The following is a 23,851-nucleotide window of genomic DNA, read 5'->3' on the forward strand; positions in this document are numbered from 1 at the left end:
TTTTTTGATGAAAAATTTCAAGTTATTTGAAAAAGTTCCTAAATTTTTTTGATGTTTCCGCTTGCGTTCTGTGATGAAAGAAAATAATGTGGTATACTTGTTAGGAAATCTTGAGAGAGAAGTGAGGGGTATGATGTCGTTTCAATTGAATCAATTATTAGATTTGAATTATTGGCAGCAAGTCATCTCAACGGATTTCTTATCTAAGGATTTTGTTATCAATATCATAGATATCCTAGTCGTATGGTACCTCGTTTACAAATTAATCATGCTTGTTCGTGGAACAAAAGCAGTTCAACTATTAAAAGGTGTCGCTGTTTTTATCATTATCCGCATTCTAAGTGAGATAATTGGTCTACATACATTATCTTGGTTAATGAATCAAGTTATCATGTATGGTGTAATCGCCGCGGTTGTTATTTTTCAACCAGAAGTGCGAAGAGGGCTGGAACATCTAGGGAGAAGTTCGTTTTTTCGCCCGAATAAAGGTGCGCAACAAGAAGATGAGCGTATTATTCAGGCCTTTGACAAAGCCATTCAGTACATGTCAAAACGGAAAATTGGTGCTTTGATAACCATTGAGCGCAATACTGGTTTAGATGAATACATTGAGACAGGTATTGATTTGGATGCCGATATTACTGGTGAATTACTGATTAATATTTTCATTCCAAATACACCACTACATGATGGTGCAGTGATTATCAAAAATGAAAAAATTGCTGTTGCTAGTGCGTATTTACCGCTATCAGAAAGCAATTTAATTCCAAAAGAATTTGGAACGCGCCATAGAGCCGCAGTCGGTATCAGTGAAGTCAGTGACGCCATTACGATTGTTGTTTCTGAAGAAACTGGTGACGTTAGTTTGACGTTGAACAATGAATTAATTCCTGGCCTAACGCAAGAAGAGTATTTAACAATTTTGCGTAAGGAGTTAATTTCGGAATCATCGGAAGATAAAAAAAGTGCTTTACAGCATTTTATCGATGATGTAACAAAGGGGGTTAAACGCAAATGAGAAAAGCCTCCCAAAAAAGCTGGTTTAATGGTTTGCTTTCATTGCTGTTTGCATTGTTGTTATTTTTTAATGCCAATGCAACAGGCAATAATCCCTCCAATTCAGGTTCAAGCCAAACGTATAGTGAAACACTGAATAATATTCCGGTCCAAGTCCAATACGATAAAGACAAATATTATGTCTCTGGATTTGAAGAGAGTGTAAATGTTCATTTACGTAGTGCGAACCGCATTCAATTAAACATGGAATCAAATGCTGACACACGAAATTTCCAAGTGGTCGCAGACTTAACCAAATTGCCATTAGGGACTTCGGAAGTGCCTTTGACAGTTCGGGGACTAAGTTCAGCTGTTACAGCTGAAATTGAACCGAAAACAGTGACTGTAACGATTGAAAAGAGAGTAACAAAAAAATTCGATGTAGAAGCACAACTTTCTGATAACATTGAAAAAGAAGGCTACAAAGTAAAAAATATTTCTGTAGATCCAAAAACTGTAGAAGTAACAACTGGAGAAGAAACAGCGAAAGCAATTGACAAAGTGATTGCGCCAGTCTCAAGTGCCAAACAAACAATTGATACGATTAAACAAACGGTAAATGTTCAAGCGCTAGATGCCAAAGGTCAAGTCCTAAGTATCGAAAATCCAGCACCACAAGTCAAAGTAACAGTAGGCTTAACCGCGCCAACGAAAGATGTACCACTGAATGTTAGTATGACAGGTACGCCACCTGCTGGGATCGCTCATTACAATTATAGTTTATCAACGTACCAAGTTAGGGTCAGTGGCCCGCAATCAATTTTAGATACGCTAGAATCAATTGAGGTACCGGTAGATATTTCTGATATTCGCAAAGAAACAAAACAATCAGTGACTATTCCCGTTAATGGAGAATACGTAGTTACACCAGATGAGGTTGACGTTTCTTTGAGCCCCGTGTACAATCAACAACAGTCATCAAATACAAATGAAACTTCAGGGGAACCTGCAAGTTCAACAACGGTTGGCTCAGGTAGCCAAGCAGTACAACCAAGTACATCCAGTCAAGTAGAATCAAATACTTCTGAAACAACAAGTGAGGGATCAACAGTAGAAAGTACAACTGCTGGTTCAACTGAAAATACAGAGAATCAAGTGACTAAGGAGAATCAAAATGGGTAAATATTTTGGAACAGATGGTGTAAGAGGAATTGCAAATAAGGAGTTAACACCTGAATTAGCTTTTAAATTAGGGCGTTACGGTGGTTATGTGTTGAGTCAACATGAAGATAGTTCAAGAAAACCTCGTGTTCTCGTAGGCCGCGATACACGTATTTCAGGTGAGATGTTGGAACAAGCATTGATTGCTGGGTTATTATCAGTCGGGATTGAAGTTTTCCAATTAGGGGTGATTTCAACACCTGGTGTAGCATATCTTACTCGTTTACAAAAAGCATCCGCTGGCGTAATGATTTCAGCTTCACATAATCCTGCGGAAGACAATGGGATTAAGTTTTTTGGGGCAGATGGCTTCAAATTAGTAGACGATCAAGAAGCAGAAATTGAAGCATTGTTAGACGCAGAAGAAGACACCTTACCAAGACCTTCTGCAGAAGGCTTAGGCTCGTTAGATGAATTTCCAGAAGGCTTACTAAAATATTCGCAATTTTTAGTTCAAAGTATTCCTGGCGATTTAGCAGATATGACTGTTTGTTTAGATGCTGCCAACGGAGCAACCGCAACAGCAGTCAATCGTGTCTTCGCAGATTTAGAGACAGATTTCTATACAATGGGAACAAGTCCTAATGGATTGAATATCAATGATGGTGTGGGTTCCACTCATCCTGAAGCTTTGGCAGAAATGGTTGTTGAAAAAGGCGCCGATGCTGGTTTGGCTTTCGATGGCGACGGCGATAGAATTATTGCGGTCGATGAATTAGGACGAATTATCGATGGTGATAAAATCATGTATATTTGTGCCAAGTATTTAGCTGAGAAAAAACGTTTGAAAAAAGATACAATCGTTACAACAGTGATGAGTAATCTAGGTTTCCATAAAGCTGTAGAAGAAATTGGCTTAAAAGATGTGGTAACGCAAGTGGGTGATCGTTATGTTGTAGAAGAAATGCGTAAAAATGATTACAATTTTGGTGGCGAACAATCTGGTCACATGATCTTTTTAGATTACAACACAACAGGTGATGGCATGCTTTCAGGGATTCAATTGTTGAATGTTATGAAGCAAACGGGCAAAAAATTATCTGAATTAGCGGATGAAGTGACGATTTATCCACAAAAATTAGTCAATATTCGTGTCACAGATAAAAATGGTGCAATGGAAGTTCCGGCAATCAAAGCAGTTGTCGAACAAGCAGAAGCAGAAATGAATGGCGAAGGTCGTATTTTGGTTCGTCCTTCTGGAACAGAACCATTGTTACGTGTGATGGCTGAAGCGCCGACACAAGAAAAAGTTGATTATTACGTTGATAAAATTGCCGAAGTAGTACGTGCAGAAATCGGCGTTGAATAAGAACAAATTAGAAACCAGACACTTAATGCTAGCTTGCGTTAAGTGTCTGGTTTCTTTGTTGGAAATCAAAAAAAGAAAATAGCTAATAAGCTTCGTCTATCATTGACATAGAGCGGTTAAAAGGGTACTATTTTAGAAGTAAGATGCACCGCGTATCTTCTTTTTTTATTCGATAAAATCAAGAAGGGAGCGGCTGTAAATCAATGGAGTTATAGAATGGAGGAGCGAAATGAAAGAAAAAATGTCCGTCAAGACAATTGTAGCAATTGGAATTGGCTCTGCAGTTTTTGTTATTTTAGGTCGATTCGTTGTGATTCCAACTGGGATTCCTAATACGAACTTAGAAACGTCGTATCCATTTCTTGCTTTAATGTCAGTTGTTTTTGGACCAGTAGCTGGAGGGCTAATTGGTTTGATTGGTCACACATTAAAAGATTTTACCACGTATGGTAGCGCTTGGTGGAGCTGGATTATTTGTTCAGGAATTATTGGTATTATTTTTGGCTTCGCTGGTCGTAAAATGGATCTTCAACATGGTGAATTTACAACAAATGACATGGTGCGTTTCAATATTTTCCAAGCGTTTGGTAATATCGTCGTTTGGGGCTTAATCGCGCCTAGCTTGGATATTTTGATTTATAGTGAACCCGCAAGTAAAGTGTTTACACAAGGAGTATTCGCGACTGTTTCAAATATTGTCGCTGTGGGGATTATTGGAACATTGTTGATGAAAGCTTATGCATCAACAAGAACAAAGAAAGGCAGTTTATCAAAAGATTAAGAAACTGTCGAAATAATTTAAATGGTTAAGGGTCTGCCCTAGTAATTACTTTGCTAATGCTCAGACCCTTTCTTTTATGGAGAAACTGAGGTGAGGCCGAATGAAAAAACCAATCATTACTTTTAATAATTTTTCCTTTCAATATCATAGCCAATCTGAACCAACATTAAAGGGGATTCAATTAACCATCTATGAAGGAGAAAAGGTTTTAATCGTTGGGCCTAGTGGTAGTGGCAAATCAACATTGGCGCAATGTATCAATGGGTTAATTCCCAATATTTATGAAGGTGAAATTCAAGGAACAGCTACGGTTGCTGGTAAAAATATCCAAGAAACAAGTTTATTTGATTTGTCTTTTGATGTAGGAACTGTTTTGCAAGATACCGATGGGCAGTTTATCGGTTTAACGGTTGCTGAGGATATTGCTTTTGCTTTAGAAAACGATGCAGTTGAACAAGCAGAAATGAAAAAAGCGGTCCACAAATGGTCCGAGATTGTTGAACTGAATCAGTTATTGCAACACCGTCCACAAGATTTGTCAGGTGGTCAAAAACAACGTGTATCTATGGCGGGCGTTCTAATTAATCAATCAAAAATTTTACTTTTTGATGAACCTTTGGCTAATCTTGACCCACGAGCGGGACAAGAAACAATGACTTTGATTGACACCATTCAACAAGAAACAAAAGCGACTGTTTTAATAATAGAACATCGCTTAGAGGACGTTCTTTGCGAATCAGTTGATCGAATTATTGTCATGAATGAGGGCGCAATTATTTCTGACACAACACCAGATGAATTGTTACGTCAAGATACGTTGACCCAACAAGGGATTCGTGAACCTTTGTACGTTACAGCCATGAAATATGCTGGGATTGATTTAACACAAGTTAGTCATTTAGACAAATTAGCCGAAGTATCAGGCGAAACGGTTTTGCCTAAAATGACACAGTGGTCTGTCCAACCTAGTTCAGTTAGTGCAGTCAAAGGAGCTGAACTATTACGTTTGGAACAAGTGTCCTATCAATATGATCGTCATGGTGAAAAAGTGTTAGATGACTTCTCAGTAACTATTCATCATGGAGAAATGATCAGCATTGTAGGAAAAAATGGTGCCGGGAAGTCTACACTTTCTAAAATAATTTGCGGGTTCATCACGCCTCAATCGGGCAAGATTTTATGGGAAGGACAGGATTTTTCCAATTATTCAATCAAAGAACGTGCAGATAAAATTGGTTATGTGATGCAAAATCCCAATCAAATGATTTCTAAAAAAATGATTTTTGAAGAAGTAGCTTTAGGATTAGTTTTACGAGATGTGCCACAAGCAGAAATTGAGGAACGTGTGACGAATATTTTACATATTTGTGGGCTGTATCCCTTCCGGAACTGGCCGATTTCTGCATTGAGTTTTGGTCAGAAAAAACGGGTAACTATTGCATCAATCTTAGTTTTAGAACCTGAATTATTAATTTTAGATGAACCAACAGCTGGGCAAGATTTTAAACATTATACAGAAATGATGACATTTTTAGAAGAATTGAACCGCTTAGGTGTGACTATTTTAATGATCACTCACGATATGCACTTAATGTTGGAATATACAACACGTGCGTTAGTAGTTTGTGATGGACGTTTACTAGCAGATGCGACTCCAGTTGCTGTTTTAACAGATGAAAAATTAATTCAAGCGGCTTCTTTAAAAGAAACGAGCTTGTTTACCTTTGCTAAAGCGTTAGGCTTGGAAAATCCCTTGCTATTTACGGAAAAATTTGTTGCTTACGATCGTGAGGTGCGTTTTGGATGAGTGAACGACAAATGTTAGGCTATCATCCTGATTCAACCTGGATTCATCGCTTAAACGGCACAAGCAAATTAGTCTTTTTAATCGTTGTCTCTGTGGCTTGTATGACCACGTATGATACTCGTTATCTGTTAGGAATGTCTGTGGTTTCGCTTGTTTTGTTAAAATTATCAAATATTAAATGGCATCAAATATCTTTTGTTATTAAATTTATTGCTATTTTTTCTTTGTTAAATATCTTAACGGTTTACCTTTTTGCACCTGAATATGGGGTTGATTTATATCAATCACGTACCGTGATTTGGGAAGGAATCGGACGGTTTACTTTGACACAAGAAGAATTATTTTATGAATTTAATTTAGTTTTAAAATATTTCTGTACGATTCCGTTGGCATTAATCTTTTTATTAACAACAAATCCTAGTGAATTTGCCTCCAGCTTGAATCGAATTGGTGTGAGTTATCGGATTAGTTATGCAGTAGCGCTGGCTATTCGTTATATTCCCGATATCCAAGAAGATTTTTTTAATATTTCTTTAGCACAACAAGCGCGAGGCTATGAGATGTCTAAAAAGGGACGGTTAGGCCAACGAATCAAAGGCGTAGCACAAATCGTTTTACCCTTAATCCTATCTAGTTTAGATCGAATTGAAACTGTGAGTACCGCTATGGAATTAAGGCGTTTTGGTCAAAAGAAAAATCGAACGTGGTATGCGCAACAACCTTTTCATCTGCGTGATTTTTCGGTAATGATACTTGCCTTATGCTTATTAGGAATCAGTTTCTGGTTGTTCCATGTGAATGGTGGACGGTTTTATAATCCATTCCAATAAATAACAAATTGATAAGGTTCTATAAATAGAACGGATATTTTTTTATTATTAAGAATCTAGTACTTTCTCTTACTATGAGTGTACTAGATTCTTTTTTTACAACTTTAAAGAACTAGACCAATTTTAGTTTTTTAGATTTTTGTTGACAAGCACCTACTTTTAATTGTATTATTGTTTATGTTTCTACGGAATATATTTGCAAAGGAGGTATATAGACCAATATTGGATAGCGCCAGACCTGAACGCTCAGGTGACGAGGAGAGAGCTTATCGAAGATTCGGCGGGTGGCTCTAGGGACTGCACTCTACAGATAACAAAGAAAAACTAATTGTGAAGTTAGAACAAAGCGGTTATCACGCAGGTAGAAACATATAATGGGATTTGCTAGTTAAACAGGACCTAGTAAATACAGAATTTCAATTGGAAAGTAGGAATTAGCATTATGTGTGGAATTGTCGGAATGATTGGAAAAGAAAATGTCACGGAAAGTTTGATTCAAGGATTAACAAAATTGGAATATAGAGGTTATGATTCTGCTGGGATTTGTGTGAATGATCAAAGCCAACAGCCCCATGTAGTTAAGGCAGTTGGAGGCATTGCCGATTTAGCAGCAAAATTAACGCCAGAAATCGATGGAACAGTTGGTATTGGTCATACTCGTTGGGCTACTCATGGCGAACCAACTGTCGCCAATGCACATCCCCATGTTTCAAGCGATCAAAGCTTTGCATTAGTGCATAATGGTGTCATTGAAAATTTTGAAGAATTAAAAGAACAATTTTTAAGTGGTGCTCACTTAATTGGTGATACAGATACTGAAATCGTCGTTCAATTAATTGCTCATTTTGCTGAAAATGGTTTTTCAACAAAAGATGCTTTTAAAGCGGCTTTAGCCGAAATTAAAGGTTCATACGCTTTTGCTTTAATGGATAAAATGGACCCCAATACTATCTACGTAGCGAAAAATAAAAGCCCGTTACTTATCGGTCTAGGTGAAGGCTTTAATGTTATTTGTAGTGACGCGATGGCGATGATTAAAGAAACCAATCAATTTGTTGAGATTGTGGATGGTGAAATTGTAACTGTTACAGCGGACAAAGTAGTAATCGAAACGCCAGAAGGACAAGTAATCAACCGAGAACCTTTTGAAGCGCAATTAGATTTAAATGACATTGAAAAAGGAACATATCCGTTTTATATGCTCAAAGAAATTGATGAACAACCTGCAGTGATGCGCAAAATTGTTCAAGCGTATACTCAAGGTGAAAAAGTGACTTTAGATGAGGCGTTACTTGAAAAAATTAATCAATGTGACAGAATTTACATTATTGCTTGTGGAACAAGTTATAATGCAGGTTGGGTCGGAAAATCTTTAATTGAAACGATTGCCAGTATTCCTGTGGAAGTTCATTTATCAAGCGAATTTGGCTACAACATGCCTATTTTATCTGAAAAACCGTTCTTCATTTTCTTAAGTCAAAGTGGTGAAACGGCGGATAGTCGTCAAGTACTGGTACAGGTTAATGAATTAGGGCATCCATCACTGACATTAACAAATGTTGCTGGCTCAACATTATCACGTGAAGCGGACGATACCTTGTTATTACACGCAGGACCAGAAATTGCTGTCGCTTCCACCAAAGCTTATACTGCCCAAATCGCTGTCTTAGCTATTTTAGCAAAAGCAATTGGTGAAGAACGCCAAACATTAGCAGCTGTCTCATTTGATGTGGCTCACGAATTGAGCGTGGTAGCAGCTGTCATGGAAACCTTGATTGATGAAAAACAACAAATGAAAGCCTTGGTGGAAGATTATCTGACGTATACTCGAAATGCCTTCTATATCGGGCGAGGAGTCGACTATTATGTGTCGATGGAAGCGGCCTTGAAGTTGAAAGAAATTTCCTACATTCAAGCAGAAGGCTTTGCGGCAGGTGAATTGAAGCATGGAACGATTGCCTTAATTGAAGAAGGAACACCTGTGATTGGGATTGTGACAGATGCCAAAGTCGCAGCGCATACAAGAGGCAATTTAAAGGAAGTTGAAAGTCGTGGAGCAAGAAATATTGTGATTGCCTTGGAATCCTTGGCAAAACCACAGGACCAACTGATTATTCCAGATGTTCATCCGTTACTTTCTGCCTTAGTTAGCATTGTTCCAGGCCAATTATTAGCGTATTATGCAACCTTACAAAGAGGCTACGATGTTGATAAACCAAGGAACTTAGCCAAAAGTGTAACTGTTGAGTAAATCAAGAACCTGAGAGAGAGATGTTTAACGGGTTCTCATAAGTTTTTGAGCGTGGAGCAAAAATCCAAAGTGATTTTTGTCCCACGCTCAAATATTTTTTATAAAAGAAAGATATTCAGTCAAAAATGAAAGATTCCAAAGAAATTCTTTTTTTCCGTTGAAAACTGTTTGCATTTTAGCAAAATTAGATATAATTAATAAGAACCGAAAAATAAGAATTAGCCAGTGAGGTAACTTTGTTTGAAAGAAAGCAAAAAGTAGGTTAAGCTGAAAAGTGCTAATTTATTTAACAAAAAAAGATTGTGAGTTGTTTGATATGGATCAGTTTAGTACATTAACTGAACAAGAATTTACTACCTTTGCAATGACACATCCTGCAGGTAACTTTTTAGAAACACCCGAAATGAAACATTTATTGGAACGACGTGGCTGGCATTGTGAATACGTTGGCGTCAAACGAGAAGGTCAACTAATTGCTGCGTGTATCCTAAGCAAGAAAAAAGTCAAAATTGGTTATGCTTTCGACATTGACGGCGGGATTTTGATGGATTATACAGATAAAAAATGTGTAGAAGCCTTTTTCACAGGCTTAAAAAAATATGTGAAAAAAAATGATGGCCTTTATTTAACCTTTACTCCAAATAAACAAATTTGTTTACGTGATTTTAATGGCAGTGAAGTTGAAAAGGTCAATCAAGAAACATTTGACTATTTCACATCAATTGGTTTTGAACACCAAGGGTTTGATGTGCACAATTTTGATGGCGCGCCACGTTGGCTGTTTGTCAAAGATATGACTGGATTAACAGAAGAAGAGCTTTGGAAATCTTATGGAAAAGATGCTAAATATGACATCAAGAAAACATGGGAATATGGAGTAACAACCCGAGAACTTCGTTACGAAGAGCTACCTCTCTTTAAGAAATTAACGGAAGAAACAAGTGCACGGCGTAATTTTGAAGATAAGGATTTAGCTTATTACCAAGCTGTTTATGAAGAGTTTGGCGAACGAGCGAAATTTATGGTGGCGGAACTAAACTTTGCTACTTATTTAGAAAATCTTCATGAGAAATTACGCAAATTACAAGAGACGCTCAACGAAGTCAATGAAGCGTTAATTGCCAATCCTAAAAGCCGTAAAAAAAATAACCAGAAACGTGAATTTGAAGATGAAGTTCGTACCGTGCGCAAACGGATTGACGAAGCTAAAGAAATGAAAACATCAGATGAACCTGAAATTTTAGCAGGCGCCTTATTCATTGTTCATCCACAAGAAGTGGTTTACTTGTTTAGTGGTACGTATGAAAAATATAAACAATACTATGCACCGTATTTAATTCAACATAAAATGTTAACTTACACAGTAGAAAATAACATTCCCAAATATAATTTTTATGGCGTTGACGGTGTCTTTGATGGAAGTGATGGGGTTCTTAAATTCAAACAATCCTTTGGCGGTCATGTCGAAGAATTAATGGGCAATTTCCAATGGAAAGCCAAACCAATGAAATATGCCTTATATCACGCATTAAAAACAATTAAAGAAAAAGTCTAAAATTAAAACCTAATCCTTAAAAAGGAATGGCAAAGTGAGGCGTTTAAATGGAAAATCAAGTCGAGGTTATGACGTATGCAAAGTTAAAAGAAATTATGCAGGCGTTAGAAGCAAACGAAGCGATTACAGAAGATACAAAGGTCTTTATTGATACAGGCTGGGATAGCGTGCAAGAAGTAGCCCCAGATGCGGTCAGTATTGAAAAAGTTGCTAAATTTACAGTAGCAGATGTTTTAACAAACGAAAGTTTTGCTGGGTATAGTTTAGAAGAAAAGGCGGAGAAGATGAACGCTGAGGGCGACCTAGAAACAGCAATTATTATTCGTAATCTTTACTAAAAAAGTCCGTTTGAATAGTTAAAATCGAGGTCGGGACAGAAGTGTATAGCTCCGAGCAATGCGTAGTGTTGGTTCTGTTCCCGCCGTTTATCAGGTTTTGAGCCTGGAGCAAAAATCCAAAGGGATTTTTGTCCCAGGCTCATCTGCTTTAAATAAGAAATAAAGGAGGTTAGATATGAGTACCATTCATGAATTTCCCAAAAACTATGAACGTTTTATTGCGCAAGGAGAAGAAGCACTTGTAGAACATAATCAGATCGCCGCTTTAGAAAATTTTCAACAAGCCTATCAGCTACAACAAACGCCGCCAGTAAATCAAAAAATTGTCCAATTATTGTTGGAAATGGGCGAAGCTGACGAAGCACTAGCATTGGCAGAAGCGTTTCAAGAGTCTTATTTTGAGAACCTTGAAACAGCGGCAATTTATATGCAAATTTATAGTCAGAGCCGTCGCTTTATTGAAGGATATATTTTATTGAAGCAACTACTTCAAACTAAAAAAATAACGCTAGCACAACAAAAAACGTTAGAACAGCAATTAATGCAAGTGGAAGAGGCGTATCAACAATTAGAAACGCAGCAAATTCAAGCAATTAAAAGGAACTTGTTAGTAAGCGATCAATTGCCCGTTTATCAACAATTAGCAAACATTAAAACCAGTTTATATTTGCCTAAACCAGTATTTGTGGAAGTCGCAAAAGATTTAGTTATGAACCAAGCACTTAGTTATTTTGCTCGGGAATGGTTCATTGAAGAATTAGCACTGTTGCAATTTTCAGAACCACTGACCTTTCTTTGGTATGACAATCAGCCTCAGACAGTCTTACTAGAAGGAAAAACTGGACCGTTAAATACGCCGATCTATTCCGAAATTTGTACTGAACTTAGGAATCGTTTAGAAAATGATGATCCAATTATGCTACAGCATTTGGAAGAAGAAATTCGATTGCATCTTGCCTATTTGTATCCATTAGCAGAGACTGTTATTTCAAATCCAACTATCTGGGTCTTGGGTTATTTGGCAACCTACTATCCTGAATATATTGAAAAAGAATTGACTGAAGCAAAAGGCCATCAAATCGCTGCTGTTCAAAATGTTCAACAGGCGATACGAACGGCATTTACACAAATAATGCTTTAAAAAATGGCACGTCCTAAAAGCGAGGACGTGCCATTTTTTCGGTTTCAGAAATTTGATGAATCTGCTCTAATTGCTTTTCTTGACTGATTATTGCGGATAATAGAAAAAAGCAAGACAGAAATAAGTAAAAAGAATTCCTTGAATCAAGCAAATCACAACGAACAATGGCGTTGCTCCTGGAAAAGAATCAGAAATCCGTGTAATTAAAAATTCAACTAACCACAAAATCATTGAAAATAAAAATAATTTTTTCTGACGAGTTCTCATAGTCCGCAACAACCTTTCTGGTGATTTTCACTTCTCTATCATAACATAGAAAACGAGCTGTTTTTTCTCAAAAATTTTGTTACTTCATAAGAAAAATGGGAAATAAACAAGTTTCAGGAAGTAATAAATGTACCCGAAAAGAATACTTAATCCATCTTAATCAAACCATACAGTCACGTTTATTGCAAAAGAAGTGTTTTTGGATGGAACAAATTATTTCATAAACACAAATATTTCTTTGTTGTTTGTATAAATGTCATAAAAGTGATTACTTACTACTTTTTGATTTTTAGACATATCCGTGTCGGTCAGTGGTGCCATCTCTACTCCTAAATTCGATGAAGTATTGAACCAAACATAATTAGGGAAATATAGACCGTCATTTGGTGGCACGATTTTTGAAAGAATTGGGTAGTTTCGACTTGTATTAGCATAAACAGTTGAATTTTTGAAAAACGTATTTAAATAAACTTTTTTTCGTTCGTTTGTTACAACATTTTTTAAATCATCTGTTAAAACGGCTGCTTGTCGATTGAATGCTTCTTTTTGATAGTTTAATGTGGAAGAATACACCAAAACAAACGATAAAATATAATAAGATAACAAGCTGGCCACAAGTAACGAAGTTAGATAAATTGCTTTCACTTGTCGATTGTTAAATAAACTTAACATGCTGATTGTAACAAAAACAGCAAATCCGTAAATATAGCGAGGCGCATCACCTGCGATATTTCTTGAATAGACAATAAAAATACCAAAACTTAAGAGAGAAGCAAGTCCTAAATACAAGATACAATAAAGGAAACTTAAGCCCAAGCTGATTTTGCTATTTGATAGATGACTAATAAAAAATAAAACAAGCAGTAGGAGCAGTAATAAAAGCCATAAACGATTACTTTGGTTCAATAGCTCTGAAAAATAATGGTAACTATTTTGATAAGCCACACTGGGAATATCGTGCAAACTTGGTAAGGCCTGACTGCCTCCAATGTTGTTTGTTGCGGAAGGTACAAATTTTAACTCGATAAGGTAGCTGACTATAGAAAGTAGATAAGCGATAGCAGCAAGTGCGACTTTTTTACAAAGATCGATGAAATTTTCTCCAGCAAGTAACTGCTTGAAAGTAAGGAATAAGACGATAACTATATAAATTCCTGACGAGGCTTGGTAAGTATTAAACATAACAAACAGCGAAAAGACAGAAACCAAGAAAAACGTAAAAGAATTACGCTGCCACCAATAAAAAGGAAGAAACGAACAAAAAATACTCAATGCCATATAGGGACTATCAAACCTGAAACTAAGACATTGGAGGAACCAAGGATTGAGGCCAATTAAAGTAGCTACTAAAGAGGAACCCCAGCTAATTTTTTGATTATTGATGATATAAATAGCCAGTATGCTTGTGAGAGATAAGATAAGACCTGTTAGAATCGGTGTGGTCAAGCCCAGATCTGTCAAATGACGACTTCCTTGAACAAACCATGAGAGAAATTCACTGCCCCAACGTGCGTAAGTCGTACCAAAATCTGTCATTCCAGCGACTTGGCGAGCATTATCATCTAGGTAAGGGAAATTGATAATGCCGATGGATAAAACTGCCACTTGATAAATTAAAATGATCAATAGAAGATAGGCTTTATTTTCAATACACCAATTCTTTAAATCAAATTTTTTTGATTCTGTAGGTAATTGTTTCATCATTGTACTCCACTCCAATAATTATTTAACAATTAAAATATACCATAACGAGTGGAATGAAGAAATTGCTTTTGTTATTTTCTCATCTTGACAGAACACTAAGGATAGGCAAAACAAAAAATCCCAACTCTTTATTAAAGAGTTGGGATTTTACCAAAAAGCCACCTGCCGGGCTTGAACCGGCGACCCCCACCTTACCATGGTGGTGCTCTACCAACTGAGCTAAGGCGGCACTTTCAAAGGTTACACTGCGACGAGTAATCGTCAAAGTTCCTTTTGAAAAATCGTACAAATCTCGTGCACAAGAAATAGAATAACGTATAGACGAAAGTTTGTCAATTGCTCTTTCGTAAAAAAAGAAAAATGATTTTTTTCTGAGAAAAACTGTTGACAATCTCTTTTTTCTCTAGTAAAGTGTAAATCAACATCACAGATAACTATTCATTCGTTGAAGAGAAGAGTAAATTTTGATGACCTTCAAAAGAGAGTCCTGATTGGTGAAAAGGGACAAGGTTCAGAAAAGTTGAAGATGGCCTCTGAGAATAAATTGCTGATAAGTAAGCAATTTCGGCTAAGCACCCGTTACCATGTGCACCAAGTTAATAAAGACTTGGATAAGAGATGAGATATAAAGAATCAGTTATATTTCGAAAAAAGGTGGTACCGCGAATCATTCGCCCTTTACTAGCAAAACGCTAGTGAAGGGCTTTTTGCTGTGAATCACTACGACTGGCGCGAAGCGACAGAGTAGATGCTGTCTGCGGTTACTCGACGCAGTATGGCCTTTGTAAGTGATGAACAGTACAAGCTGTTCGAAGGGGACATTAACTCTAGTCTGTTTAATTTTGAAAACAGATGAAAATCAGTTTAGAATGAATAGAAATAAAAAAGCAGTGATATAGTAAGTACAAGACTTGATTTGTCTAACAGAGAGCCTAGGTAGCTGAGAATAGGTGACAAAGACGTTTTGGAAAATGGCTATTGAGCAAGCGCTCCGAGTGTTAAACACAAGGCGGCGACGGGGGCTCCCGTTATCGAGCTAGGGTATCGAACATGTTGTTCCGTACTTGAAAAGGGAATTTGTGTGAGCAAATTCTGAACATGAGGTGGTAACACGCAAAAAAGCGTCCTCAACGACACAACTCGAGTTGTATCGTTGAGGACGCTTTTTTCTTTTTTGTGAAAAAATGCAGGTTGGTAAGAATGAAGGGGGATAAAGAATGATTGAACTAAAAAATATCAGTGTGACATTTCAACAAAAAAAACAAGAAATTCAGGCTGTCCAAGATGTTTCTTTGACAATTGATAAAGGGGATATCTACGGAATCGTTGGGTATTCCGGTGCTGGAAAAAGTACGTTAGTACGGGTAATTAATTTATTGCAACGACCAACAGCGGGCACCGTTATTATTAACAAAGAAAATATTTTAACTTTTTCTAAAAAGGAATTACGACAACAACGAAAAAAGATTGGAATGATTTTTCAACATTTTAATTTGATGAAAGAGCGGACCATATTTAGTAATATCGATTTTTCATTAAAATATTCTGGGCTAAGTAAAAGTGAACGGCGTCAAAAAATCAGCCATTTATTAGAGCTAGTTGGACTAAGTGAAAAACGGGACGCTTACCCCAGTCAACTATCAGGAGGGCAAAAACAGCGGGTTGCGATTGCCCGCGCTTTAGCAAATGATCCTGAAATTTTACTTTGTGATGAAGCGACGAGTGCGTTAGATCCAAAAACAACGGGACAGATTTTAGCTTTGTTAAAAAAGTTAAATCAAGAACTGAACTTGACGATTGTCTTAATCACCCATGAAATGCAAGTGGTTAAAGAAATTTGTAATAAAGTCGCGGTGATGGAAAATGGCTGCGTTGTCGAATCAAACGATATTGTTTCGATTTTTAGTCAACCCCAACAACCTTTAACCAAAGATTTTATTCGGACGGCAACTCATATTGACCAAGCGTTAACCACGATTCTTGAACATCCTAAATTAGCTGATTTAGATAAAAATCAAGAATTAATTGAATTTTCTTATGTGGGGGATCAAACGAACGAGCCATTAATTGCACAATTGTATAGCCAATATCAGGTGTATACGAATATCCTTTATGGTAATGTCGAAATTGTTCAAAATGTTCCTATTGGCCATTTAATTGTGGTGCTTTCTGGTGATGAGGCCCAGCGTCAACAAGCCCTTACTTATTTAGCGAAACAAGGCGTGCGAACCAATGTTTTGAAAACCTATCAGCAAACGAAGCAAAATCAGAATTTACAGGTGATTTAAAAAAGGAGTGAACTGAGAATGTATCAATTATTTGAGAAATATTTTCCGAATGTTGTCCAATTAAAACAAGAGTTTCTTCAAAGTACATGGGAAACAGTATACATGGTTTTTTGGACAGCCTTGATTGCTGGTGTGTTAGGAGTCTTGTTGGGTGTCGTGCTTGTCAGTACTGGCCCCAGTGGTGTTTTGAAAAATCCACCCCTGTATAGTGTCTTAGAAAAAATTATTAATGTTTGCCGCTCTATTCCTTTCATCATTATGCTCGCACTGATTCAACCATTAACACGAATTTTGGCAGGAACGACAATTGGTACAACTGCAGCGTTAGTCCCATTAGTTATTGGCGTAATCCCGTTCTTCGCGCGCCAGATTGAAAATGCGTTATTAGAAGTAGATCCTGGTGTTATTGAAGCGGCAGAAGCCATGGGGACGAGTCCCTTAGGGATTATTTTTCGGGTCTATTTAATTGAAGGGTTACCAAGTATTATTCGTGTTTCAGCAGTGACAATTATTAATTTAATTGGATTAACAGCCATGGCAGGAGCAATTGGGGCTGGTGGTCTGGGCAACTTAGCGATTACTCGAGGCTACAATCGGTTTCAAACCGATGTGACATTTATGGCCACGTTAATTATTTTAATTATGGTATTTATCAGTCAAGCCATTAGTAATCAATTAATCAAAAAAACATCACATTAGAAAAAGGAGAAATGACAAATGAAAAAATTTAGTAAATTAATTGGACTTATTGGGGTATTAGCTTTTACGATTGCAGGTTGTGCATCGGGGTCTGCGAAGGATACTAAGACAGAAACCGTTAAACTAGGGGTTGTAGGAACAAAAAATGATGAATGGGAATCGGTCAAAGACCGTTTGAAAAAGAAAAATATTAATCTACAATTGGTAGAATTTACAGACTATACGCAACCAAATGCAGCATTAGCAGAAAAAGAAATTGATTTAAATGCCTTTCAGCATCAAATCTTTTTAGACAATTACAATAAAGAGCATGGGACGAAATTAGTATCAATTGGCAATACAGTCAATGCACCATTGGGAATTTACGCTAATAAATTGAAAGATATCACGAAAATTAAAGACGGCGGAGAAATTGCTATTCCTAATGACCCAACGAATGGTGGGCGGGCGTTAATTTTATTACAAACTGCAGGACTGATAAAAGTTGATCCTGCGAAACAGCAACTACCGACTGTCAGTGATATTACTGAAAATAAACGCCAATTGAAAATAACTGAATTAGATGCTACGCAAACAGCGCGCGCTTTACAAGATGTCGATGCTTCAGTGATTAATAGCGGCATGGCTGTCGATGCTGGGTATACACCAGATAAAGATGCTATTTTCTTAGAACCTGTAAACGAAAAAGCGAAACCTTATGTGAACATTGTCGTGGCCCGAGAAGAAGATCAAGAGAATAAACTTTATCAAAAAGTTGTAGAAGAATATCAACAAGAAGAAACGAAAAAGGTCATTGCAGAAACATCAAAAGGCGCCAATGTTCCAGCCTGGGAAACATTTGGTAAAAAATAAAGGAGGCATTTATAATGAGTACAACAACGATTCAAACAATCCAAGAAGCTATTGCTACAGAAAATGAATGGATAATCCATTTAAGACGTCATTTTCATCAATACCCTGAAGCAAGTTTAAAAGAATATGAAACGATTAAGCGCATTAAAGAAGAACTACTAGCCTTAGCTATTCCGTTTGTAGAAGTAGGGGAAACGGGTGTTTTAGCAACCATTGAAGGAGGTCTTGGCGCTGGCAAAACGATTTTGTTACGTGCAGATATTGATGCGTTGGAATTGCCAGATGCAACAGGTGCTGCCTATGCTTCTAAAAATCCAGGACTCAATCATGCTTGTGGACACGATGGTCATGCGGCAGCATTGCTAGGTGCAGCTAAAGTGCTCAAAAAACATCAGGATACCTTTTCAGGAACGGTTAAACTGGCCTTCCAGCCAGCGGAAGAAATTGGTGCAGGCGCTCGACAATTTGTGGAAGGAAATTATTTAGAAGCAATCGACCAAGTGTTTGGGATTCATTTAGATTCCAGTGTGCCAGTCGGAAAATTAGTTGCTACCAAAGGCGCCACCAACGCCTCTTGTGATATTTTTAAAATTGAAGTCAGTGGTCAAAGTAGTCACGTCGCCCAACCACAGAATGGCCGGGATGCTGTTTTAGCAGCGGCCAGTATCGTTGTGGAATTACAAAAAATTGTAGCGCGCGAGATTGATCCTTTAGATTCTGTCGTAGTAGGAATTGGCGTTTTACAAGCAGGAACACGCTATAATATTGTAGCAAACCATGCAACCATTGAAGGCACTGTTCGAACATTTAGTCAGGAAACGCGCCAATTTGTTTTACAACGAGTCGAAGAAATTGCCCATGAAATTGCCCAGTCTCATCGCACAGAAATTGCTGATTTTTCTGTTTATGCGGCAGCGAATCCATTAATTAATGAAGAACAAGCAACCAACCGTGCACAGCAGGTAGCCAGTGAGATTGTTGGTTTTGAAAATGTTGTGACCGATCATCCTAAAAGTTTAGGGGCGGATGATTTTGCTGATTACTTAGCGGTAATTCCTGGTATCTATGGACGGGTCGGTTCACGAAACCCTGAAAATCCTGCTACTCATTTTGGACACCATCATGAACAATTTGATATTGATGAACGTGCCTTACTTTTAGCAGCAGAGTACCACGTACGCTATGCATTAAACTATTTATCAGAATAATAGGGATAGGGAGCCGACAAAATGATGGTTTGTGGGCTCCTTTCGTTATAAACTAACGTGGCTTGCTTTCTTGTCATTCTATGGTAGAATACAAGCATAAGAAAGGTGATTCACATGTTTTTTGTTTTAACTGATAAATTAACAAGAAAAGTAGCTCCCGATAGTTTAAGAACAGATGAAGCACTGTTGTGGAGCCGAGCAATTAATTTCTTCATCGCTTGATAGGACATTTTGTGACTAGAAAAGCTAGTCTTATTTGAGTGTACGTACAAGCGGTTGTCGGGATTTCTGTCAGGATGGACGACGTGCAGACGTGGTTCTTTTTTTGTTGTCCCAAAATAATCAGTTAACAAGAAAGAAGTGACGAAAATGAGTATTTTAACTATTGAACATTTAACGCATCGATTTGGCGAAAAGGTCTTGTATGAAGAGGCTTCATTGCAAGTGAATAAAGGGGATCATTTAGGCTTAACTGGCCAAAATGGGGTCGGCAAATCCACCTTAATTAAAATTTTAACGGGGGAAGTATTGCCAGACGAAGGAACGATTCAGTGGCAAAAAAATTGTAAGATTGGCTACTTGGATCAGCACGTTTCTGTAGAACAATCACTAACGATGGTTGATTTTTTGAAACAAGCCTTTCAAGAACTTTTTGATAAAGAAGCGAAACTGACAAAACTTTATGAAGAATACAGTCAAACGGCTTCGGAAAAACTTTTAGAACAAGCAGGCAAATTACAAACAGATTTAGATGAAAGTAATTTTTACCAAATCGACACGATTATTCAGGATTTAGCCAACGGGTTAGGACTACAAGCAATTGGTTTGGATAAAAAGTTAGGGGAGCTAAGCGGTGGTCAACGTTCAAAAGTGATTTTAGCAAAATTATTGTTAGAGGCCCCTGATGTGTTACTTTTAGATGAACCCACCAACTATTTAGATGATACACATATTCAATGGCTTATTCGCTATCTGAATAATTTTGAAGGAAGCTTTCTATTAGTCTCCCATGATTATCAATTTTTAAATGAAGTGACGAATTGCATCGCAGACATTGAGTTTGGCAAATTAACCAAATATACTGGAAATGTAGAAAAATCTTTTGCACAAAAAGAGCAGAATAAACAAACCTATTTGAAACAGTATCAGGCCCAACAAGAAAAAATTGAAAAAATGGAAGCCTACATTCGTAAATACAAAGCTGGAAATCGAGCAACGATGGCTAAAAGTCGACAAAAACAATTGGACCGGTTGGAACGATTGACTCCGCCAGGTTCCTTGACTAAGCCGGCGATTGAATTTCCTTATCAAGGGTTAGTTGCAACGCAAGCACTAACGACCCAGAAGTTAGTTGTTGGCTATCGGGAACCTTTGTTAGAACCGTTAGATTTAATGGTTCATGTCGGTGAAAAAGTCGCATTGAAAGGCTTTAATGGGATTGGCAAATCAACATTAATTAAAACGTTAACCAAAGTGATTCCTTCATTAGATGGAGAATTTCATTATCCGCTGAATACAAAAATTGCTTATTTTACCCAAGACTTGGCGTGGCCTAATGAGCAGTTAACGCCGCTAGACTATTTATCAGATCGTTTTCCAGATACAACGATTAAAGAGCGAAGAAGTCATTTGGCTAGAGCAGGTTTACCAGATAAGTTAGCAATGCAGTCGTTAGCCCTGTTAAGTGGTGGTGAGCAAACAAAAGTAAAACTAGCGGAACTAATGATGCAAACAAGTAATTTGTTATTTTTAGATGAGCCAACCAATCATATTGATGAAGCGGCCAAAAAAAGTTTACAAGAAGCAATTCACGTTTACCCAGGAACGGTTTTTCTGGTTTCCCATGAAGCAGATTTTTATGAAGAAATTGTGGATCGAGTAATTGATATTGAGGAATTAGTTAAATAAAGAAGAAAGAACCAAGTTGAGGGGGAGTCAACTTGGTTCTTTCTTCTTTATTATTTATTTACTCATTAAGCCATCATGGATTTTTGTTAAATTCCAGTTCATCATGCTGTAGTACGTATCGCCTTCTGTTCCTTCTTTGGCAAGAGAGTCTGTGAAAAGTGTATCGTAAATTGGTCGTTTCACTTCTTTTGAGACACGTTCCATACTACGTTTATCAACACTGGTTTCAACAAATAATACAGGTGCTTTTGATTTCTTAATGGTATCAATAATCGTGGTCATTTGTTCAGGTGTTCCTTGACTTTCTGTGTTAATTTCCCAAATATAAGCGGCATTTAAATCATAAGCTTTGGAGAAATATTTAAAGGCACCTTCACTTGTAACTAATAATTTTTTATCATCAGGAATATCAGCAAATTTAGCTTTGGCTTCCTCATGTAGTTTGCTAAGTTTTTCGGTATAATTTTTCGCGTTTTCTGTATAGAAATCTTTATTTTTTGGATCTTTTTCTACTAACACGTCACGAATGTTTTCTACATATTTAATGCCATTTTCAATGTCTAACCAAGCATGCGGATCTTCTGTTTGTTCTTGACCGGCACTTGTTAAATATTGTGGCGTAACATTTTTGCTTGTAGAAAAGTAATCTTTATTCTCAACTTTTTTGGCCGTTTTCATTAATTTGTTAAACCAGCCATTTCCGCCTGTTTCTAAGTTCAAGCCGTTAAAGAATAAAATGTCCGCTTCAGAAGCTTTCGCAATGTCTTCTGGTAACGGTTCATATTCGTGAGGGTCTGTCCCAATTGGCACAATACTATGCAGCTCAATTTTGTCTTGCCCAACATTTTTCACTAAATCAGATAGGATCGAGTTCGTTGTCACAATTGCTAATTTTTCTTTCTTTTCAGCGGCTTGATTCCCGCAAGCAGCTAACGTTAACCCTGCTAAAAGTGTTAAAAAAAATAAACTAAATTTTTTCATTCGTTGATTCCTCCATTTCTTTCTCACGGTTTACAAATACTAGGCCTTTCTTTGGTGAGAAAAAGAAAGCCAATAAAAAGAATAAGGCGGCGGTTAAAACAATCGTCGCACCAGAAGCTAAGTTATAAGAATAACTGAAGAATAGGCCAATCACTGAACTTAAAATCCCAAAAGTAGAGGCTAAGCCAATCATTGTCGGTAAGTGATTTGTTAATAGATAAGCTGTTGCCGCTGGTGTAATCAGCATGGCAATGACTAAAATAGTTCCGACGGTTTGCAAAGAAGAAACAGCGACTAATGTTAGTAAAAACATCAATGCATAGTGGAAAAATTGAATATTTAAACCATAAGCCTGAGCCATTGTGGGATCAAAAGAAGTGAGTTGCAACTCTTTATAAAACAATGCCACAAAAATCAAAACAATCACGCCGACGACACAAGTAATTAAAATATCGGTATCTGCGACCGCTAATACATTTCCAAACAGAATATGATATAAATCGGTGGAACTTTTTGCAAAAGAGATAAAAATAATCCCTAAAGCAAAAAAAGAACTAAAGACAACACCAATGGCAGTATCATTTTTTAGTGGACTTTTTTGGGTAATAAAGCCGATCGATAATGCAGCTAGTAAGCCAAAAATAGAAGCGCCAAAAATATAATTGAAACCAAACATATAAGAAACAGCGACCCCTGGTAAAACAGCATGTGAAATCGCATCACCCATCAAAGACATCCCACGTAAAATAATGAATGAACCAATTACCCCTGAAATGAGTCCGACAATTATAGACGTCAAAAGGGCATTTTGTAAAAATTGATAACGGAATAAACCATCAATAAATGCAGCAATCATTTTGCAACCCCCTGTATTAATAAATCACCTAACAAATCACCGTATGCTTCTTGGAGCGTTTCTGCAGTAAACGTTTGTTCAACAGGACCCGCAGCAATTAGCCGGTTTTTCAAAACGATTAATTCATCAAAATAGTGGGATACTTTGTGCAAATCATGGTGAACAATGATAATCATTTTACCTTGACTTTTTAATGATTTGAGAATATCCATAATCACTTTTTCACTAGACATATCAATGCCGACGAAAGGTTCATCTAAAAAAATCACCTCAGCACCTTGGGCCAAAACACGGGCGATAAACACACGTTGTAATTGGCCACCAGAAAGTTCGCCAATCTGGCGTTGCGCATAGTCTTCTAATTGCACCATTTTTAATGCAGCCATGGCTGCTTGCTTTTCTTTCTTTCCTGGGCGTTTTAATAGTCCCAAGTTTGGATAGGTTCCTAGCAAGACCGTTTCAAAAACGCTAATTGGGAAACTAAGATCCAAGGCGCTACGTTGTTCTACATAGGCAATGGTTGTTTTTTGTTGGTCAATCGCTTGATTATTTAACAAAACATCACGTTCCTTTGTTTTAATCAAGCCTAATAACCCTTTAATAAATGTTGACTTTCCAGCACCATTTGGTCCGATAATTCCAGTAATTTTACCGGAGGGAATAGTAACGTGGATATTATTTAAAGCGGTCCGTCCTTGATATTGAACGGTTAACGCTTGAACAGCTAAGTTAAAGCTTTTTCTCATGAAATTCCTCCTTTTTAGGTTTGCCTTAAAATCAGTATAAGGGATAGTTTAAGAAAATGCAAATAATTTTTAGGTGCACCTAAATACAAGCGCTTTTTTCACAAAGAAAACCG

20 protein-coding genes, 1 tRNA gene and 2 other annotated features are annotated in these 23,851 nt (G+C 37.2%); of the genes, 15 read left to right on the forward strand and 6 right to left on the reverse strand.

What is annotated here, in order from left to right; translation table 11 throughout:
• The first annotated feature begins 133 nt into the window (after positions 1-133).
• The 10 genes from cdaA to AB3I72_RS03110 all read left to right on the forward strand — a co-directional run bounded on the left by cdaA (position 134) and on the right by AB3I72_RS03110 (position 12,229).
• A complete protein-coding gene (gene cdaA, locus AB3I72_RS03065) occupies positions 134-1,018 on the forward strand; it encodes a diadenylate cyclase CdaA (protein WP_002389035.1) in 885 nt (294 codons plus the stop codon).
• The gene (locus tag AB3I72_RS03070; protein ID WP_002374494.1) at positions 1,015-2,178 is read left to right on the forward strand and encodes a YbbR-like domain-containing protein; all 1,164 of its coding nucleotides are present in this window, start codon (positions 1,015-1,017) and stop codon (positions 2,176-2,178) included. The genes cdaA and AB3I72_RS03070 overlap by 4 nt, the downstream gene beginning before the upstream one ends.
• A complete protein-coding gene (glmM, locus tag AB3I72_RS03075; RefSeq protein ID WP_002356936.1) occupies positions 2,171-3,526 on the forward strand; it encodes a phosphoglucosamine mutase in 1,356 nt (451 codons plus the stop codon). The genes AB3I72_RS03070 and glmM overlap by 8 nt, the downstream gene beginning before the upstream one ends.
• A gap of 229 nt (positions 3,527-3,755) precedes the next feature.
• Positions 3,756-4,307, forward strand: a complete 552-nt coding sequence (locus AB3I72_RS03080) for an ECF-type riboflavin transporter substrate-binding protein (RefSeq protein ID WP_002356937.1) — start codon at positions 3,756-3,758, stop codon at positions 4,305-4,307.
• Between the two features lie 100 nt (positions 4,308-4,407).
• Entirely contained in the window at positions 4,408-6,114 is a 1,707-nt protein-coding gene (locus AB3I72_RS03085) for an ABC transporter ATP-binding protein (RefSeq protein WP_002356938.1), read from the forward strand.
• Positions 6,111-6,944 (forward strand): energy-coupling factor transporter transmembrane protein EcfT, encoded by an 834-nt coding sequence (locus tag AB3I72_RS03090; protein ID WP_002356939.1) that lies wholly within the window; start codon positions 6,111-6,113, stop codon positions 6,942-6,944. The genes AB3I72_RS03085 and AB3I72_RS03090 overlap by 4 nt, the downstream gene beginning before the upstream one ends.
• A 442-nt stretch (positions 6,945-7,386) precedes the next feature.
• On the forward strand, positions 7,387-9,195 hold the full coding sequence (gene glmS, locus AB3I72_RS03095) for a glutamine--fructose-6-phosphate transaminase (isomerizing) (RefSeq protein ID WP_368023549.1): 1,809 nt from the start codon (positions 7,387-7,389) through the stop codon (positions 9,193-9,195).
• Positions 9,196-9,511: 316 nt separating this feature from the next.
• Entirely contained in the window at positions 9,512-10,750 is a 1,239-nt protein-coding gene (locus AB3I72_RS03100; RefSeq protein WP_033600882.1) for an aminoacyltransferase, read from the forward strand.
• A 47-nt stretch (positions 10,751-10,797) separates the two neighbouring features.
• On the forward strand, positions 10,798-11,088 hold the full coding sequence (locus AB3I72_RS03105; RefSeq protein ID WP_002419723.1) for a hypothetical protein: 291 nt from the start codon (positions 10,798-10,800) through the stop codon (positions 11,086-11,088).
• Positions 11,089-11,263: 175 nt separating this feature from the next.
• Entirely contained in the window at positions 11,264-12,229 is a 966-nt protein-coding gene (locus tag AB3I72_RS03110; RefSeq protein WP_002419721.1) for a hypothetical protein, read from the forward strand.
• Between the two features lie 87 nt (positions 12,230-12,316).
• Here the strand turns inward: AB3I72_RS03110 and AB3I72_RS03115 are convergent, their stop codons facing one another.
• From AB3I72_RS03115 to AB3I72_RS03125, 3 genes are all read right to left on the reverse strand, one after another.
• On the reverse strand, positions 12,317-12,496 hold the full coding sequence (locus tag AB3I72_RS03115; RefSeq protein WP_002383739.1) for a hypothetical protein: 180 nt from the start codon (positions 12,494-12,496) through the stop codon (positions 12,317-12,319).
• 213 nt (positions 12,497-12,709) lie between these two features.
• Positions 12,710-14,200: a glucosyltransferase domain-containing protein gene (locus AB3I72_RS03120; protein WP_368023551.1), complete on the reverse strand. Its 1,491-nt coding sequence runs from the start codon at positions 14,198-14,200 to the stop codon at positions 12,710-12,712.
• A 156-nt stretch (positions 14,201-14,356) separates the two neighbouring features.
• Positions 14,357-14,429: transfer RNA gene (locus tag AB3I72_RS03125), tRNA-Thr, on the reverse strand.
• A gap of 207 nt (positions 14,430-14,636) precedes the next feature.
• Positions 14,637-14,882: a binding site (T-box leader), on the forward strand.
• A 199-nt stretch (positions 14,883-15,081) separates the two neighbouring features.
• Positions 15,082-15,332 (forward strand) — a binding site (T-box leader).
• An 85-nt stretch (positions 15,333-15,417) separates the two neighbouring features.
• Between AB3I72_RS03125 and AB3I72_RS03130 the strand changes: the two genes are divergently transcribed.
• The 5 genes from AB3I72_RS03130 to AB3I72_RS03150 all read left to right on the forward strand — a co-directional run bounded on the left by AB3I72_RS03130 (position 15,418) and on the right by AB3I72_RS03150 (position 21,155).
• On the forward strand, positions 15,418-16,488 hold the full coding sequence (locus AB3I72_RS03130; RefSeq protein ID WP_289853686.1) for a methionine ABC transporter ATP-binding protein: 1,071 nt from the start codon (positions 15,418-15,420) through the stop codon (positions 16,486-16,488).
• A gap of 18 nt (positions 16,489-16,506) precedes the next feature.
• Positions 16,507-17,187, forward strand: a complete 681-nt coding sequence (locus AB3I72_RS03135; RefSeq protein WP_002366918.1) for a methionine ABC transporter permease — start codon at positions 16,507-16,509, stop codon at positions 17,185-17,187.
• Positions 17,188-17,205: 18 nt separating this feature from the next.
• Complete coding sequence (locus AB3I72_RS03140; RefSeq protein WP_368023552.1) at positions 17,206-18,039, forward strand: MetQ/NlpA family ABC transporter substrate-binding protein; 834 nt, start codon at positions 17,206-17,208, stop codon at positions 18,037-18,039.
• A gap of 14 nt (positions 18,040-18,053) precedes the next feature.
• A complete protein-coding gene (locus AB3I72_RS03145) occupies positions 18,054-19,247 on the forward strand; it encodes an amidohydrolase (protein ID WP_368023554.1) in 1,194 nt (397 codons plus the stop codon).
• Between the two features lie 369 nt (positions 19,248-19,616).
• Positions 19,617-21,155, forward strand: a complete 1,539-nt coding sequence (locus AB3I72_RS03150) for an ABC-F family ATP-binding cassette domain-containing protein (RefSeq protein WP_194177497.1) — start codon at positions 19,617-19,619, stop codon at positions 21,153-21,155.
• A gap of 54 nt (positions 21,156-21,209) precedes the next feature.
• Here AB3I72_RS03150 and AB3I72_RS03155 read toward each other — a convergent pair whose 3' ends face one another.
• Genes AB3I72_RS03155 through AB3I72_RS03165 form a run of 3 tightly spaced genes read right to left on the reverse strand, consistent with a single transcriptional unit; the run spans position 21,210 to position 23,738 of the window.
• Positions 21,210-22,136, reverse strand: coding sequence for a metal ABC transporter substrate-binding protein (locus AB3I72_RS03155; RefSeq protein WP_002356954.1), 927 nt, complete (start codon positions 22,134-22,136; stop codon positions 21,210-21,212).
• A complete protein-coding gene (locus AB3I72_RS03160) occupies positions 22,123-22,992 on the reverse strand; it encodes a metal ABC transporter permease (RefSeq protein ID WP_002364373.1) in 870 nt (289 codons plus the stop codon). The genes AB3I72_RS03155 and AB3I72_RS03160 overlap by 14 nt, the downstream gene beginning before the upstream one ends.
• On the reverse strand, positions 22,989-23,738 hold the full coding sequence (locus AB3I72_RS03165; protein ID WP_002425953.1) for a metal ABC transporter ATP-binding protein: 750 nt from the start codon (positions 23,736-23,738) through the stop codon (positions 22,989-22,991). Before AB3I72_RS03165 ends, AB3I72_RS03160 begins: the two co-directional genes overlap by 4 nt.
• Positions 23,739-23,851: the final 113 nt, after the last annotated feature.

This window comes from Enterococcus sp. GC34 (assembly GCF_040886645.1).
GTDB lineage: Bacteria > Bacillota > Bacilli > Lactobacillales > Enterococcaceae > Enterococcus > Enterococcus faecalis.